This is a genomic window from Ensifer sp. M14, from assembly GCF_003355565.1.
Classification (GTDB): domain Bacteria; phylum Pseudomonadota; class Alphaproteobacteria; order Rhizobiales; family Rhizobiaceae; genus Ensifer.
On record NZ_QJNR01000004.1, the window covers coordinates 1178672 to 1193655 of the forward strand.

The 14984-nt window shown below is 63.4% G+C and carries 15 protein-coding genes; 6 read left to right on the forward strand and 9 right to left on the reverse strand.

Annotated features, from left to right (window positions below; all coding sequences use genetic code 11):
* Positions 1-13 precede the first annotated feature (13 nt).
* From BLJAPNOD_RS05655 to BLJAPNOD_RS05665, 3 genes are all read right to left on the reverse strand, one after another.
* Positions 14-1069 carry a nickel/cobalt transporter gene (locus BLJAPNOD_RS05655; RefSeq protein WP_077500470.1) on the reverse strand — a complete coding sequence of 352 codons (1056 nt, stop codon included), beginning with the start codon at positions 1067-1069 and terminating at the stop codon, positions 14-16.
* Positions 1063-1707 (reverse strand): DUF1007 family protein, encoded by a 645-nt coding sequence (locus BLJAPNOD_RS05660; RefSeq protein WP_077500472.1) that lies wholly within the window; start codon positions 1705-1707, stop codon positions 1063-1065. Before BLJAPNOD_RS05660 ends, BLJAPNOD_RS05655 begins: the two co-directional genes overlap by 7 nt.
* Before the next feature lie 92 nt (positions 1708-1799).
* Positions 1800-2693: a LysR family transcriptional regulator gene (locus BLJAPNOD_RS05665; RefSeq protein ID WP_077500473.1), complete on the reverse strand. Its 894-nt coding sequence runs from the start codon at positions 2691-2693 to the stop codon at positions 1800-1802.
* Positions 2694-3395: 702 nt separating this feature from the next.
* Between BLJAPNOD_RS05665 and odc2 the strand changes: the two genes are divergently transcribed.
* Complete coding sequence (odc2, locus tag BLJAPNOD_RS05670; protein ID WP_077500475.1) at positions 3396-4529, forward strand: ornithine/lysine decarboxylase; 1134 nt, start codon at positions 3396-3398, stop codon at positions 4527-4529.
* A gap of 89 nt (positions 4530-4618) precedes the next feature.
* The gene (locus BLJAPNOD_RS05675; RefSeq protein WP_077500477.1) at positions 4619-5209 is read left to right on the forward strand and encodes an N-acetyltransferase; all 591 of its coding nucleotides are present in this window, start codon (positions 4619-4621) and stop codon (positions 5207-5209) included.
* Between the two features lie 102 nt (positions 5210-5311).
* Here the strand turns inward: BLJAPNOD_RS05675 and BLJAPNOD_RS05680 are convergent, their stop codons facing one another.
* Genes BLJAPNOD_RS05680 through BLJAPNOD_RS05690 form a run of 3 tightly spaced genes read right to left on the reverse strand, consistent with a single transcriptional unit; the run spans position 5312 to position 6946 of the window.
* The gene (locus tag BLJAPNOD_RS05680) at positions 5312-5713 is read right to left on the reverse strand and encodes a VOC family protein (RefSeq protein WP_115419188.1); all 402 of its coding nucleotides are present in this window, start codon (positions 5711-5713) and stop codon (positions 5312-5314) included.
* 29 nt (positions 5714-5742) lie between these two features.
* Positions 5743-6315: a winged helix-turn-helix transcriptional regulator gene (locus tag BLJAPNOD_RS05685; protein ID WP_115419189.1), complete on the reverse strand. Its 573-nt coding sequence runs from the start codon at positions 6313-6315 to the stop codon at positions 5743-5745.
* Between the two features lies 1 nt (position 6316).
* Positions 6317-6946, reverse strand: coding sequence for a LysE family translocator (locus BLJAPNOD_RS05690; protein ID WP_115421151.1), 630 nt, complete (start codon positions 6944-6946; stop codon positions 6317-6319).
* 256 nt (positions 6947-7202) lie between these two features.
* On the opposite strand from BLJAPNOD_RS05690, the gene BLJAPNOD_RS05695 reads away from it, so the two are divergent.
* The 3 genes from BLJAPNOD_RS05695 (at position 7203) to BLJAPNOD_RS05705 (ending at position 10286) form a co-directional block, all read left to right on the forward strand.
* Entirely contained in the window at positions 7203-7649 is a 447-nt protein-coding gene (locus BLJAPNOD_RS05695; protein ID WP_115419190.1) for a glyoxalase superfamily protein, read from the forward strand.
* Positions 7650-7980: 331 nt separating this feature from the next.
* A complete protein-coding gene (locus BLJAPNOD_RS05700) occupies positions 7981-9102 on the forward strand; it encodes a multicopper oxidase domain-containing protein (protein ID WP_244610880.1) in 1122 nt (373 codons plus the stop codon).
* Positions 9099-10286 carry a metal transporter gene (locus BLJAPNOD_RS05705; RefSeq protein WP_115419192.1) on the forward strand — a complete coding sequence of 396 codons (1188 nt, stop codon included), beginning with the start codon at positions 9099-9101 and terminating at the stop codon, positions 10284-10286. The genes BLJAPNOD_RS05700 and BLJAPNOD_RS05705 overlap by 4 nt, the downstream gene beginning before the upstream one ends.
* A gap of 222 nt (positions 10287-10508) precedes the next feature.
* Here BLJAPNOD_RS05705 and BLJAPNOD_RS05710 read toward each other — a convergent pair whose 3' ends face one another.
* Positions 10509-11498 (reverse strand): WD40 repeat domain-containing protein, encoded by a 990-nt coding sequence (locus tag BLJAPNOD_RS05710; protein ID WP_115421152.1) that lies wholly within the window; start codon positions 11496-11498, stop codon positions 10509-10511.
* 110 nt (positions 11499-11608) lie between these two features.
* Positions 11609-12703 carry a GTP-binding protein gene (locus tag BLJAPNOD_RS05715; RefSeq protein ID WP_077500729.1) on the reverse strand — a complete coding sequence of 365 codons (1095 nt, stop codon included), beginning with the start codon at positions 12701-12703 and terminating at the stop codon, positions 11609-11611.
* Positions 12704-12901: 198 nt separating this feature from the next.
* Here BLJAPNOD_RS05715 and BLJAPNOD_RS05720 point away from each other — a divergent pair, with 198 nt between their 5' ends.
* Entirely contained in the window at positions 12902-13993 is a 1092-nt protein-coding gene (locus tag BLJAPNOD_RS05720; protein WP_115419193.1) for a glycosyltransferase family 1 protein, read from the forward strand.
* Between the two features lie 31 nt (positions 13994-14024).
* Here the strand turns inward: BLJAPNOD_RS05720 and BLJAPNOD_RS05725 are convergent, their stop codons facing one another.
* Positions 14025-14903, reverse strand: coding sequence for a glycosyltransferase (locus BLJAPNOD_RS05725; protein WP_115419194.1), 879 nt, complete (start codon positions 14901-14903; stop codon positions 14025-14027).
* Between the last annotated feature and the right edge of the window lie 81 nt (positions 14904-14984).

Sequence of the window (14984 nt, forward strand, 5' to 3'; positions counted from 1 at the left end):
TGCCGGAAGAGCGTCAGCTCTGCAGCGCGGCGCCCAGCAGGACCAATCCCAAGATAATTACGAGCAGGGCGCCTGATATCTCGATGCCGTTCGAGATGCGGGCGGCCGATGCGGCGCTTGACGCGTAGCGCACGGCAAAGCCCTTTGCCGTGACGGCCAAGGTCGCCAGGATCGACACGGTGATCGCCGTGCCGATCGACATGGCGAAGACCGAGAGGATGCCGCCAAGATAAAGGCCGTTGAGCAGGGCGAAGGACAAGACGATCAGTGCGCCCGAGCAGGGTCGCAGTCCGACGGCGACGATCGCCGACCAGGCCTCGCTGACGGCGAAGCGATCACCCTTCAGCATTGAGGGATCCGGCGCATGCGCGTGGCCGCAGGTCGAGCAGATCTCGCCGGCGCCATGGCTGTGGCCGTGATGGTCATGCCCGTGGTCGTGGCGCTGATGGGCATGGTCATGATGATCATGGTCATGTTCGACGTGAACATGCCCGCCGCCGGCCGTTGCCATCAGGGCTGACGGCCGCATCATCGAGCGCAGCTTGCGAAACAGGAGCCAGCCACCAAAGGCGGCGATCAGCGCGTAGCTGGCGATTTCCAGCGAGCGCGTCGCGTCGGTCATGCTGATCGACGATCCGCGCAAAAGCAGATAGACGGCGCCGACGAGCAGGATGGCGACGACGCCCTGCAGGATCGAGGACATGAAGGAGAGCAACACCCCGCGCTTCAACTCCGTTTCGTTGGCGATCATGTAGGAGGAGATGACCGCCTTGCCGTGGCCGGGGCCGGCGGCGTGGAAGACGCCATAGGCGAAGGAAAGGCCGATCAGCGACCAGAGCTGCCAGGGGTTATCGCGCATGCCCTTCAGCGCGCCGGTCAGCGTCCGGTAGAAACCCTGCTGTTCCGCGTTCACCCAGGCGAAGAAGCCGCCGAGGAAGCCGGTCGTCTGAAAGGACGGTTCGGCGGTGCCGATGCCGAGCGGCGATTGTGCCGCGGCAAGTCCGGCCGTGAGCATGGTCAACACGAGCGTGGCGGCAATCAGGCCGCCGATCCTGCGGGTGTTCAGCATGTGATCTCTATCCTGGTTGCAAAGAGCTTCGACATGTCGGTGCCGGTCGGGTCGCTCCAGAAGGCATCGGTCAGCGTGTCCTTGTTTTCGGCGAGGACTTCGTCAGGATCAGGGCGCACGACCTTGTGCTCGCAGGCGGCGATCTTGTCGCCGACCACTGTCAGGTCGTCGTCGGTCGGGAAGTCCATGGCCGTATACATGGTCGGGTCGTAGACGCCGAAGGAGAGCTTGCCCTTGAGCGGCATCGGCTCGGCGGGCTTGACCGCGAAGATCATCAGCAACTGGCCGTCCTTGTAGTCGACGGTGATATGCTCGGGCTTGCTGACCTTGATGGATTTGCCGTTTTCGAGCGCCGTCGTGTAGTAATTATACTCCGCCAGCGACTCCAGCACCGTCTGGCCGACTTCCGCCAGTTCGTCCGGGTCGAGCGTGGCATTCGAGTTCTTGTCGAAGTCGAGGACGACACTGGCGGAAAACAGCTCGTCGAAACGCCAGACATTGCGGAGCTCGCTGACTTCACCCTTGTCGTCGGAAGCCACTTCCAGGCGGGCCTCGGCGAAGATGTGCGGATGGGCAAAGGCCAGGGTCGGCGCAAGCAGGGTGGCAAGGCCGGCCATGACGACGCGTTTTATTCTCATGAGACGGCAATCCTCTTGGTCGGGGCGTGGGAGCGCCTTCGAATCGTTCCCGCAATGTACTGGAAATGGGACGGATTTGGGACCTCGCCGCGTCAACGCGGCTTACGGAACCAGGTGTGGAGATAGTCTACCAGCGTGCGCACCTTGGCCGGCAGGTAGCGCCGATGCGGATAGATCGCGTAGATGCCGCGGTCCCTCGGCAGGAAATCGTCAAAGAGCGTGACCAGTTCGCCGGTGGCGACCTTGGGGCGGGCGATGAAGTCGGGCACCAGCGCGACGCCGATGCCGGAGACGGCTGCGCGTACGGAAGCAAGCGGGCTGTTGACCTCGATCGGGCCGCTGACGGGCACGGTGAAGGAGGAGCCATCCGGTTCGACGAAGCGCCAGTTGGAGTAGGACCGGCCATTGGTGTCGAGAATGCAGGGGATTTTGGAAAGGTCGCTCGGGTGTGCGATCGGCCCGACTTTCTCCAGGAAATCCGGGGCCGCACAGATCAGCACCTGGAAATCGTCGAGCTTGCGGGCGATCAGCGTCGAATCCTCGAGCCGGGTGATGCGGATGGCGACATCGAATCCTTCTTCGACGAGATCGACGAATCGGTCGTCCGAAACGATCTCCAGCGACAGCTCCGGGTGCTGCTTGCCGAAATCGATGAGCGACTGGCCGATCTCGGCGTCGACGAAGGTGCGCGGCGCGGTGATGCGCAGCCGGCCCTTGAGGTCGGAATTGTTGGCACGCACGAGATCGGCGAGATTGTCGATCTCCTTGAGGATTTCCGACGCCGTGCGATAATAGGTATGGCCGGCTTCCGTCAGTGAGAATTGCCGTGTGGTGCGATTGAGCAGCAGCGCGCCGAGTTCGTCCTCGAGTTCACGAACATATTTCGAAAGCAGCGCCTTCGATCGGCCGACACGCCGGGCCGCGGCCGAAAAACCTTCGGCGTCCACCACATCGATAAAGGCGCGGATGCGGGTGAGCGTGTCCATGCAGGTCTTCCCTCGTCTTCCTGGTCGCGGGCTTCGATTCGCCGCGTTGGCTTCTTTCACGTTTCTTTGTTCGGCGGCTGTCGTTGCGGCCGGTTTCGTCCGCTATCCGGATCTTGACGATCGGATAGTCGAGGCATCGAAATAAATCCAGTTCTTTCAATCGCTTGCGGCGGTCATGACGTCAGCTTCGATTGTTCAATAAACGTGAACACTGCGAGTGTTACCGGTCTCGAAAAAAATTCAACAGCGGCGATGAAAAAACTCTTGATTACGACAAGGTTTTTTCTTACCTACGCCCTTGCCCAAAGTCGCACGTGCCTGTGGGTGTCCGCCGACCCTCGATTAGGTGAGGGTATCGGTAAGGTACCTGGAACTAACCCCTCCAGTCGCTATTCCGGCCAACCGGGAAATGCGAGGACATCTTGAAGCAACGACGGTGCGGGCCTTTCTGGTGTCTGCCGGCTCTCCAACAGCCGGGGTTACTGAAGAGGCACACCTTCATTGCCGGAAGTGCGGTTGGGTTATCCCCTCCAATCCATGGCAGACAAAGCCGAATTGAAGCCTAGGCGGGCTTCGGTTCACCGTTCGCGCATCGAGCGCATGCTTGGTTCCGGGGTCTCCACCGGCTGGTTCCAGAGCATTCGCGCGTATGCCCTTTGTCCTCCGCGCAAGCGGAGCATTTTGGATCAGGGGAATAAGGCCATGACCACGGCACGCATCATCGACTTCATCAACACCCGACGACCCGACGGCCCTTGCCTCGTTGTCGACCTCGACGTCGTGCGCAACAATTTCAAGGCCTTCCGTCACGCGATGCCGGACAGCTCGATCTACTACGCCGTCAAGGCAAACCCGGCGCCGGAAATCCTGCGCCTGCTCGCCGGCATGGGCTCCTCCTTCGATTGCGCGTCCGTCGCTGAAATCGAAATGGCACTCGACGCCGGTGCGACCGCGAGCCGCATCTCCTATGGCAACACCATCAAGAAGGAGCGCGACATTGCCCGCGCTCACGCTCTCGGTGTGTCGCTCTTTGCCGTCGACAGCCACGAGGAAGTCGAGAAGGTTGCCCGTGCAGCCCCCGGCGCCCGCGTATTCTGCCGCGTCCTGACCGATGGCGAAGGTGCCGAATGGCCGCTGTCGCGCAAGTTCGGCTGCGTCCCGCAGATGGCCGTCGACGTGCTCGTCTACGCCCATCAGCATGGCCTCGTTTCCTACGGCGTCTCGTTCCATGTCGGTTCGCAGATGACGAAGCTCGACGCCTGGGATCAGGCTCTTGCCGATGCCAAGCGCGTCTTCGTGCAACTGGCCAAGCAGGGCATCGAACTGAAGATGGTCAACATGGGCGGTGGCTTTCCGACGAAGTACCTCAAGGACGTGCCGACTGCTGAAGCCTACGGCCAGGCAATCTTCGGCGCGCTGAAGAAGCACTTCGGCAACCACATCCCGGAAACGATCATCGAGCCCGGTCGCGGCATGGTCGGCAATGCCGGTGTGATCAAGGCGGAAGTCGTTCTCGTCTCGAAGAAGTCCGACAACGACGCCCACCGCTGGGTGTTCCTCGACATCGGCAAGTTCGGCGGTCTCGCAGAAACCATGGACGAGGCGATCCGTTACCCGATCCGCACGGCCCGCGACGGCGACGAAATGGAGCCTTGCGTGCTCGCCGGCCCGACCTGCGATTCGGCCGATGTGCTCTATGAGAAGAACATGTATCCGCTGCCGATCACGCTCTCGATCGGCGACGAGGTTCTGATCGAAGGCACCGGCGCCTACACGACGACCTACTCGGCCGTCGCCTTCAACGGTTTCGAGCCGTTGAAGTCCTACGTGATCTGATCCGGTCTGCTCCCGTCTTCGGGCGGGAGCGCCACTTCACAATTTTTTCCAGATGCCGCCTGAAGCGGTTTTGATGACGGGAGGCCCGGATGGCCGCTGTTGTTGATGCCCTGCGCGCGTTTTTCGCGCCGTCCACATTCGTTATCGATAGCGAAAACCCGGGTGACGTCGTTGCCCGCGAGAACCTGCTCGACCGGGCGATGGGCCCGGAGCGGCGCCGCAAGTCGTCGGAAAAGCTGCGCAACGGCCGCGTGCCGGCCGAAGGCCTCGCCTTCGTCGCCCGCGATCTCGATGGCCACGTCATCGCCACCGTGCGCCTGTGGAACGTTGAGGCCGGCGTCAACCGCGAAGGTCACAGCATTCCGGCGCTGTTGCTCGGCCCGCTTGCCGTCGATCCTGACCATGAGGGCAAGGGCATCGGCGGCATGCTGATGCGGGCTGCGATCGAGGAGGCCAAGAACCGCGGCCACGGCGCGATCCTGCTGGTCGGCGATGCCGCCTATTACGAGCGCTTCGGCTTTTTCGCCGCAGGTGCGCAGCATCTGGTCATGCCCGGCCCGTTCGAGCGCAGCCGTTTCCTGGCGCTTGAGCTTCGCGATGGCTGGCTGGAAGGCGCTGCCGGCCTGATCGTGGCCAGTGGCCGCAAGCTGGCGCTGCCGCCGGTCAAGCGCGCCGCCTGATCTCCGTCCGCCTCCAACCCTGCGGAGGCGGATTTTTCGCTGCTCCCCCATCCGTCTCATGCGAGGGGTGGGGGAGCAGGTCATACGCGCCGGATTTCACGTCTAGGCGGCGGATGGTCGCGCGTCATAGCAGACGAAGGCGAGCTTGTTGCCGTCGGGATCGCGCACATAGGCGGCGTAGAAGCCGTCGCCATATTGCGGGCGGAAACCCGGCTCGCCCTCGACGCTGCCGCCCTGTTCCATAGCCGTTGCAAACAGCTGGTCGACGACGTCGGCGCTTGGCGCGAGGAACGCTGTCATCGCACCATTGCCGACACCGGCGACATTGCCGTCGAAGGGATAACCGGTGAAGAAGCGCGGCGCGCGGTCGTCATCCCGGCGTCCCCAGGACGCCACCTGCTCGTCGCACCAGCACCGCTCCTGGCCGATCAGCGCCATCAGCGGATCGTAGAACCGTTCGGCTCGCTTGAGATCGGTCGTGCCGACCATTGTGTATCCGATCATGCCGTCTCCATGGTCTTGCTGGGCGTCGCTCAAGTCTCGCCAAGGAAGGACCGGCCGCGGTGTGATAGCCGGTAGCCGACATCAAGGCTCTCCGTCAGACCCAGTTCCTTCAGCTTGCGGATGCGCGCCTTGAGTTTGAGTTTATCCATGCCGACCCGTTCGGAGATCTCGGCGGCGGTGATGCCATCGCGCGAAGCGATCAGGCGGAGTGTCGGTTCGGTCCATGACTGGTCGGCCGTTTCGTCGAAGCGGGCGAGCCTTTCGGTGATCGCGACCCGGTCGACTTTTCCAAGCGCCGCATCATCGCGCAAGGACAGGCGCGGATCATCGCCCGCCCAGTGGAAGGCGATGCGGTAAAGCGTGCCGTCGGGGCGGGCGTCAAGCTCTGCAAGCAGCGCCTCGCGCGTCGGGAATCCGGCGCGGTGTGCGTCCTCGACACTGATGTCTTCTGCATCGGTACCGTCGACCGCGTCGATCGACAGCACGCCGGACGCCGTGCGCAGACTGCCGCCGGCTTTGACGGTGGGCTTCGTCCAGCGCCGGAAGGCCAGCGTTACTGTTCCTGCGGCAATCTGGTCGAGGATGGCCTTGCGGAACAACATGTCAGTTGGCGGCGCGGCGATAGACGGCGAGGGAGCCGGCAAGCGCGAGCAAGGCTCCGCCGCAGATCCGTTCGAGCCAGACGGCCCCGGCATGTTTGAGAAAGCGAGCCGCCTGAGAGCCGAGCATGGCGTAGCCGAGCATGACGGCGAAATCGACTGCGGCGAAGACCACGGCGAGTGCAGCATATTGCGGTGCTTGCGGCAAACCGAGATCGATGAATTGCGGCAGGAAGGCCGAGAAGAACAGATAGCCCTTCGGGTTGGTGACGGCGACCAGAAAGCTCTTCAGAAAAATGGCAGTGGTGGTGACGTCGGCACTGTCGTGTTTGCCGGCGATGTTGAGCGTTCCCTTGGACCGCAACAGCATGACACCGAGGAAAGCCAGATAGCCGGCGCCAAGCCATTTGACGACCGTAAACCAGAATTCGGAGGCGGCGAGCAGGGCGCCGAGACCCAGCGCCACCGCGCCGATCAACACGAAATCCGAGAGCACGGCGCCGACCATGCCCGCAAGCGCACGCTTGATGCCGTAGCGCGAACCGTTCGTCAGCGCCAGCAGGACCGTCGGGCCTGGCGTGACGATCCCGATGAAGGCGACAAAGGCGAATGCGAGAATGGTGATTTCACTCATGAGACCCTCCCAGCGTTGCATTTCAGGCAAGTCGTCCCATACCTTGAGGTCCTGCGCAACAGCAGGCGGAGGCTGCATTTGACAGCTTGGGGCGCTTCCCCTATGGAGAGGGCAGGGTGAGGGCCCCTGCCGTCCGCGAGCGTCATGCTTTGGTGAATCCTTCCTTTCAGACACGGTCAGCCGAAACGGCATGCGAACCGGTGGCAATGCGGGCTCCCATCTCTTAACATTGCATGCCGCAGCAGGAGACCCTGTCATGATGCGCGGATCAAACACGCTACCATCGCTCGATGCCCTCAAGGACCAGGCGAAACGCCTGCGATCGCGGCTATCCACCGAAGGCGAGGATATCAGCCACTCCCGTTCCCTTGAACTGATTGCCGCTCAATACGGCTATCGCGACTGGAACACGCTTTACGCGGCCGCCGGCAACAGGCCGCCCTTCAATCCCTGGATGCTCGGGTCGCGGGTGAAAGGCCTTTATCTCGGCCAGGTCTTCGAAGGCGAGATCCTTTCCGTTCAGGCGCTAACGGCTCAGCCTGGGCGTTACCGATTGACGATGAAGTTCGATGAACCGGTCGATGTCGTGACCTTCGAGAGTTTTTCCGCGTTTCGCCAGCGGGTGACCGCGACGGTCGACGAGACCGGGCGCACGATCGAGAAGACATCCAACGGCCGTCCGCAATTGGAACTGGAATGGTGAACCGCGGTTGCTGCGGTTGCGACCCGACCCGTGTCGTTGCCACCTGCCGGGCATTCGCCGTTCAGTCAACATCCCCGAAGCCGAACGCTTCGGGGATGTAACGGTCCTCACGTCCCATCCTTCAACGACACCCTCCGGGCGCCAGTCCGCTAATCGTCCCCGCCCGCACCTTCATCAATTGCGAATGAGTTGCATTTGCATTATCAATGTAGTTGCGAACGGTTCGCAATAAGGTGAGCCGATCCATTCGGGCTTTGTGGCATCGCCTCTGCAAATCGGAGCGGACACGCGGCGCCGTATCGGGCGAGGGGCGACATCCATGGACAATCCGGTGAAACAAGACCTGCTCAAACGACGTAGCCTTCTGGTGGGCGGGCTGGCGGCGGCCGGTGGCACCGCGATCTGCGCCGGGGCGGCGCTGGCGCAACAGGCGCCCCCTGGCGGCGGCCACCACATGGCGGCGCAGACTTCGGGAGATATGGCTGCACCGATGCCGGCAATGGGGCATGGGGCCATGATGACGGTCGGCGATGTCGACAGCAGCGTCAACGGTTTCGATCCGACAGACATGCTGACCGACTGGGACACCGGCACTGTCTCGGTGTTGCCGGATGGGCGCACGCTCCGGACCTTCGAGATGACGGCGCAGGATCGCGATATCGAGATCGCGCCCGGCATCACCTTTCCGGCCTGGACCTATAATGGCCGCGTGCCCGGCCCGGCGCTTCGGGCCAAGGAGGGTGAGCGCCTGCGCATCGTCTTCCGTAACTATGCGTCGCACCCGCATTCGATCCATTTTCACGGCATTCACGCGGCGCGCATGGACGGCGTGCCGGGCGCCGGCATGGTCGATCCCGGCGACGAGTTCACTTACGAATTCGATGCCAAGCCCTTCGGCTGCCATCTCTACCATTGCCACGCGATGCCGTTGCGCCGGCATATCCACAAGGGCATGTACGGCGCCTTTGTCATCGACCCGGATCCGGAGCGCCATCCGGACCATGTGGACGTCGCCCGCTCGCGACTCCTCGGCACGCCGGAGAATGCCGGCTGGCAAGAACTGGTGATGGTGATGAACGCCTTCGACACCAATTTCGACGCCGAGAACGAATTCTATGCGGTCAACACCGTCGCCCACGCCTTCATGAAGCGGCCGATTCGGATCGTGAAAAGCAAGCCGGTGCGCATCTATCTCGTCAATGTCATCGAGTTCGATCCGATCAATTCGTTCCACCTGCACGCCAACTTCTTCGACTACTACGACCAGGGAACGACGCTGACGCCGACGCTGAAAACCGTCGACCTCATCACCCAGTGCCAGGCGCAGCGCGGCATTCTGGAGTTCACCTTCGCCGAGCACGAACCCGGCCTCTACATGTTCCATCCGCACCAGACCGAGTTTACCGAGCTAGGGTGGGTCGGCATGTTCGACGTCGTGGAGGCGCTGGCATGAACGAAACCTTGCCGAGAGCCGCCATCCGCGCGGCAAAAACCAACCTGGTGTGGTTGGCGCTGCCGCTCATCGCCTTTGGTATCGCCGTTGCCTGGATCTTGTCGACCGATCCGCTGTCCGGTTTTCGCAACGGCGCGCCGCCGGTCGAAAACCTGACCTTCGAGCGAACCGTGCTCGATGATAGCGGCCTTCGCCTGCTGGTTCGTGGCGGTGGCTCGGAACCGATGACGGTGGCGCAAGTCCAGGTGGATGACGCTTACTGGCAATTCACCCAGGACCCGCCGGGTCCGATCGCCCGTGGCCAAGCTGCCTGGCTGAGCCTGCCCTTCCCATGGATGCTCGGCGAGGCGCACGCGCTGAAAGTGGTGACAAACACCGGCGCTACCTTCGCGCACGACATCGCCGTCGCCGTGCCGACGCCGCAGGCAACGCCGGGTCAATTGCGATTGCAGGCGCTGGTCGGCATCCTCGTCGGCATCGTGCCGGTCGCCGTCGGGCTGATGTTCTATCCCGTGTTGCGCGGGGTCGGTGCATCGGGAATGGCGTTTCTGTTGTCGCTGACCATCGGCCTTCTCGCCTTCCTACTGGTCGATGCAAGTGCCGAAGCCCTGGAGCTGGCATCTGAGGCCGCGGCAATTTTCCAGGGGCCGGTCATGGTGGTGCTTGCGGGGCTTGGCAGCTTCCTCTTTTTGATGGCGATCGGCCGGCGCGGCGGCGTGCCGACCGGGCTGGCGCTTGCCACCTACATCGCGCTCGGCATCGGGCTGCACAATCTCGGCGAGGGGCTGGCGATCGGCGCCGCCTTTGCGGCGGGATCGGCCGGGCTCGGCACCTTCCTGGTGGCCGGTTTCGCCTTGCACAACGTCACCGAAGGCATCGGCATTGCCGCGCCGATCCTGAAACAGCGGCCGTCACTGTGGGCCTTTGCCGGCCTGACGCTGCTCGCCGGTGGGCCGGCGGTCATTGGCATGTGGCTCGGCAGCCTGGCGACGTCGGCGCAATGGTCGGCGCTGGCGCTGGCTGTCGGGGCGGGGGCGATCCTGCAGGTGATCGTCGAGGTCGGCGCCTATCTGATGCGCCAAAGCGGCAAGCGGATCGACGTGTTCCTGACGCCGCCGGTCATGAGCGGGCTCGCTGCCGGCGTTGCCTTCATGTACGTGACGGCGGCGGTGGTGAAGATCTGATGGATAACGGGTGATCCGAGAGTGATGAGGCAGCCCCTCATACCGCTGCCGCGACCTTCTCCCCGTATGACGGGGAGAAGGGACTTGTGGCCACGGTTGCGCCCGGTCATTTTGCGGCACTCTTTGACGAAGCGTATGCCACGTCCCCTCTCCCCGCTGGCGGGGAGAGGGTTAGGGTGAGGGGCAATTGCGTTGACGCTTTCGATCAGCGTCGAGCGAATGTTAGCCCGCGATATCGACGATGCCGCAGTCGCCTTCGGCCGAGCCGAAAACGAGCTGGCGCCCGTCCTTGCTCCAGGCCATGGCGGTGACGGCACCCTTGCCGGGGCGGCGCAGCAGCACTTCCTTGCTGTCGGCGAAGCGGGCGGCGAGGATCATGCCGTCCTGGTAGCCGATCGCGACGATGTCTTCGGCCGGATGACAGGAAACCGAGGTGACCATGATATCGGCCCGGGTGCCGAGTTCCAGCGGTGCCTTGCCCATCGGCCCGTCCTTGCCCTGGAAGGGCCAGACGATGGCGGCGGGCGCGCCAGAGGAGGCGAGCCACTTGCCCTTGGCGGACCAGGAGAGCGATTTCACCTTGGCCGGGTATCCGGTCATGCGCATGTGGCGCGCCTCGGCGCCGGGCTTGGCGTCGAGCTTCCAGCCGTGCAGGGCATTTTCCTGCATGGTGGTGACGAGGAAACGGCCGTCAGGCGAGAAGGTGACGCCGGTATGGGCGCCCTTCCAATCGAGATCGATCGGCTGGCCGGAGGTGCCGACCCAGTGCATCGACACGCCGTTGTAGCGGGCTGCCGCTACACGCAGTCCCTTCGGTGCGAAGGCAACGCCCTCGACCGTGCGCTCTTCGGCAAATTCCTTGGTCGTACCGTCGGCGAGCCGCACATGCGTGGTCTTGCCATAGGCATAGCCGACCGACCCTTGAGGTCCGGCGGCGACCTGGGCGATCCACTTGCGCGGCGCTTCGGCAACCAGCGTCGCCGTGCCGTCGGCGGCCGTGCGCATCACCTTGCCGTCCTCGCCACCGGTCAGAAGCGTGTCGGTCGCTTCGTCGAAGACGAGCGACAGCAGGCCCTCATGGACTTCCGTGGTCTTGTGGCCAATGTCGAGGCGGTGGATGGCGCCGGTGGCTTCGGCGAAGAAAGGTATGCCCTTGAGAAAGGCCACGCCAACGACGTGGCCTTCAAGATCGAGCGGAGCGACTGTCGGCATCAGATTGTTATGGTCCCCTGGTTCGGCAGGCTGTTGGAGCATGATGCCGAAAAGGACCGGCGCCATGCTCTCCTAAATTTGGTCATGGAGCCGCACCGCGGCTTCCGGCATCAGGCTGCAGCTTCGCAGGCCTTGAAGGTACGCTCCAGCTTCTCGCGGTCGAGGTCGCGGCCGATGAAGACCAGCCGGCTTTCGCGCTTTTCGCCGTCTTTCCAGGCGCGCTGGTGGTCGCCCTCGATGATCATGTGCACACCCTGCACGACATAACGCTCGGCGTCGCCGGCAAAGGCAATGATGCCCTTCAGCCGCAGGATGTTCGGGCCTTCCGTCTGGGTGATCTTCTGGACCCAGGGGAAGAAGCGGTCGGGGTTCATCTCGCCGCCGCGCAGCGAAATCGACTGTACCGTCACGTCATGGATCGGCGACGGAGCGTGGTCATGGTGGTGATGGCCATGATCATGATCGTGGTGACCATGGTCGTGATGGTGGTGGTCATGATCGTGGCCGCAGTCCGGGCCGCAGGTATGATCGTGTTCGTGGTCGTCCTGGTCGAGGAAGTGCGGATCGTTTTCCAGCGCTCTTTCGAGGTTGAACGCGCCCTGGTCGAGCACCTTGGTGAGGTCGATCTCGGAGCGCTGTGTCCGGTAGATACGGGCCGACGGATTGATGACGCGAACCGTCGCCTCGATCCGCTCCAGCTCTTCCGGGCTGACGAGGTCGGTCTTGTTGAGGAGCACGACGTCGGCAAAGGCGATCTGGTCTTCGGCCTCGCGGCTGTCCTTCAGCCGGAGCGGCAGGTGCTTGGCATCAACAAGCGCGACGACGGCATCGAGCTCGGTCTTGGCGCGCACGTCGTCGTCCATGAAGAAGGTCTGGGCGACCGGGACCGGGTCGGCAAGGCCGGTGGTCTCGACGATGATGGCATCGAAGCGGCCGGGGCGGCGCATCAGGCCTTCCACCACGCGGATCAGGTCGCCGCGCACGGTGCAGCAGACGCAGCCGTTGTTCATCTCGTAGATTTCCTCGTCGGATTCCACGATCAGGTCGTTGTCGATGCCGATCTCGCCGAATTCGTTGACGATGACGGCGTATTTGCGCCCGTGGTTCTCGCTGAGGATGCGGTTCAACAGCGTCGTCTTGCCGGCGCCGAGATATCCGGTGAGCACGGTGACGGGAATCGGCTTCTGCGGGGATGTTTCGGTCATGGGAACCTCTGGGATCTCGGGATGCGGGGAGCGGGCATCCATGTCGCGTTTCATATAGGAGATGCGGCGGCGATGCGCAAATGGCCAAGCCCATTTTGGCCGCCCATTCGGTGCCACCAAGACGCGCGAACCGGGCAGCGATAACGCTCCTTTCATCAAAATCAGGGAGAGTCCGCGTCCTATCGAAGGGGTGCATGCGTGAAGACGATTTCCATCAACGGCCGGTTCCTCACCCAGCCGCTCACCGGGGTGCAGCGCTTTGCCCGCGAAATCACCCGCGCGCTGGATGCCCGCATCGCGGCCGGCGACGTGCCCGCGGCGCTGAAGGATGTGCGCTGGCGGTTGCTGGCGCCGGCATCCGCACCGGATGACCTGCCGCTGTCGGCGATATCGATCGAACGTTTCGGCTCAGGCCCCGGCCATCTCTGGGAGCAGGGGCCGCTCTATTGGCGGGCGCGGCGCGACACGCTGATCGGCCTCGGCGGCAGCGGACCGGTGCTGCATTCCGACCAGGTGGTGGTGATCCATGATGTCACGCTCTTTCGCCACCCGGCATCCTTCGGTCGCGGCTACCGCCTGTTCCATGGCGCGCTCGGCTACATCCTGACGCGGCGCGCAAAGATCTGCACGGTTTCGTATTTTTCGCGCGGCGAACTGGCGGATGTCTTTCGCGTCCCGGCATCGGGCATCGATGTGATCTACAATGCCACCGACCACTTTTCCGGCCTTCAGCCGGACCGGGATATCGTGGCGAAGCTCGGGCTTGCCGATACCCCCTTCTTCCTTCTTGTCGGCACCTTGAAGCCCAACAAGAACGTCGAGTTCGCAGTGCGCGCCTTCGAGGCCTTGGGGGATACCGGCAGTAAGCTCGTGGTCGTCGGCGGCACGGACCCCAGCGTTTTTCGTGACATCGCCCCGGCCTCGCGCGGCAATCTGATCTTCTCAGGGCGGTTGACCGACGCGGAAATCGCCGGGCTGCAGCGCCGGGCAACCGCCTTCCTGTTTCCGAGCCTTTACGAAGGCTTCGGCATCCCGCCACTCGAAGCGATGACACAAGGCTGCCCGGTGCTCGCCGCCGACATACCGCCGGTCCGCGAAGCCTGCGGCGAGGCGGCCCTCTATTTCGATCCGACGAAGCCGGAAACACTGGTCGAGGCGATGCGGACGATATCCGCCGATGGCGCACTTCGGCGGCAGCTTGCGCGCGCCGGGCATGACAATGCCGAGCGGTTCTCCTGGAGCGGAAGTGCGGTCGTTCTCCTCAACCTGCTGGCCGCAGGGCGGGGCTGACCAGCTTGCCTGGCCGGAGCTGAATGCCCGATCAGAGTTCGAGCATGCGCTGCGGGTCGATCCTGCCGCGCAGGAAGTCGGCGAAGGCGATGAGGTTTCCCTTGAACCGGCCGCGTCGATCAACGAGCCCTTGAGACCTCAGGCTGCCGATCGTGTTTGCTGCGACGTTGCTACCCATGAGGTGGATGGTCCACCTCAGGCTGACGCTGCCCTTGCGCAAGAGATAGAGCGGGTTGGCCACCTGAGAGTAGCCGAAGCGCAGGCCCGACGTGCGGCCGCGTTTGTTGCCGAGATGGACGCCGCGCAGAGCGCTGCTGCGCACGATGCGGCCGTGGCGGGCGAGGCGGCGGCAGAAGTCGACATCTTCCTGCCAGCCATAGAGCGGCAGTCGCTCGTCGAAACGGGTGCCGTCGGCTTCAATGGCCGAACAGCGAAAGGCCATGTTGCAGCCATAGGCGTTGAAAACGGGCTCCAGGGTGGCCTGTCTCGCCGTCACCCGATCGCGCGCGAGGATTCCCAGACCCTCCGTGACCGGGATGCCCGGTCCGTGAATGCCATCGGCCAACACCAATCCGGTCGCCACGGCAATGTCGGTCTGGCTCTGGAAGAGCGTTTCGATCTCCGCGAGAAAATCGTGCTGGGGCAGGAAGTCGTCATCGAAAAACACGATGACATCGGCATTTCCTGCCCGATCGAGGATGGCGTTGCGTTGGGCGCAGGACCCTTTGCTGCCCGTGACCAGGGTGACGTGCGCTGTGAGCGTTTTGAGAAAGTCGAGATCGACATCGTCAGGCGAAGACGGGCAGACGAGGATGGCGTCCGCTTGGCGCACCTGGCGGGTCAGATGCAGCAGCGTTTCGGACAGCACGTCGCGGCGACCCGCCGTGGCTATTCCGACAATGATCTTCATGGTGTTCGTCGCCTCTTGCTTTGCCCTGATCTAAACCGAAAGAGGTTCAGTTTTCCTTATCGCGGCCGGCTTCGTTTTTCA